Annotated in this window: 1 pseudogene; it reads right to left on the reverse strand. The window is 78.7% G+C overall.

Annotated features, from left to right (window positions below):
- A pseudogene (locus JNW87_RS39005) lies at positions 1–1,090 on the reverse strand (TIGR02680 family protein); the annotation flags it as partial.

Below are 1,090 nucleotides of genomic sequence, written 5' to 3' on the forward strand. Positions count from 1 at the left end.
GCCGCTGCTGGGCGGCACCCAGGTCGGTCCGGGCCGCTCGACAGCGGCCTCCGCGTCGATGATCTCGTCGGCGGTACGCGCCACGTCGGCCAGCACCCGTTCCGCCTCGGCACCGACGCTGGCCCGCAGCGTCCGGTACGTCTCGGCCTTTTCCAGGTGCCGGTCGGTCGCGGTGTGCGCGGCATCCTCGGCGGCGGCGAGCCGCTCGACCGCCTCGTCGTGGCGCTGCTGCGCCTGCGCCTCCTGGTCGGCGGCGCGGGCGGCGGCTGGGCGGGCGCTCTCCAGCCGTACCCCCCGCTTCTCGAATCGGTCCACGGCGTCGGCGGTGGCGTCCAAGCGGTCCAGCGGGAGGGACCGCTCCGCGGTGACCCGGCGCAGCGCGGCGGCGGCCGCGGCCCGCTCGGCCAGCGCCTGGTCCAGGCGCACGTTCGCCGCGGCCGCGGACTCCTGCCGGGCCCGCAGCGTGACCGCCGCCCGGTCCAGTTCCCGCAGCGCGGTGTGGATCGGGGTGAGGGGCGGCAACTGCCCGGCGGCGGCCGCCACGGCGGCCAGCAGCCGCTCGATCGCGGACCGCTCCTCGTCGAGGGTGCGCAGCTCGGCGTCCAGCGCGGCGCGCTGCCGGTCGCACTCGGCGATCCGGGCGGCGCGCCGGGCCGCCCGGGCGGTCGCGCCGATGTACTCGCAGCGGTCCTTGGCGAACCGGCCGACGCCGACGCCCTGAGCGTAACGCCCGTCGACACCGACCGTCACCGCCGCGGTGGACTGCGCGTCGACCACGTCGGCCAACGCCACCGAGGCGAGCACGTCGCGGATCCGTTCGGCGGGCACCTCGTCCTGGTCTTCGCAGACCAGCACGTCGGCGAGGGTGGCGCCGGCCGGACGCCGGTCCGGTGGCAGGGGCAACAGGTAGCCGTCCCGGTCGTCGCCGGCCACCGCGTCCGCGGCGGCGCCCGGGTCGGGGTGCAGCCAGGCGTCCAGCATGCCGGCGGCGTGCAGGGCCGCCTCGACGGCCGCGGCGTCGGCGCCGGGCACCACCTCGGCGAAGCGGACCAGCCGCCACAGAGGCGCGCCGGGCCGGCCGGCGCGCGGA

It is taken from the genome of Micromonospora sp. ATA51, assembly GCF_016802855.1.
In the GTDB taxonomy this organism is placed as follows: domain Bacteria; phylum Actinomycetota; class Actinomycetes; order Mycobacteriales; family Micromonosporaceae; genus Micromonospora; species Micromonospora sicca.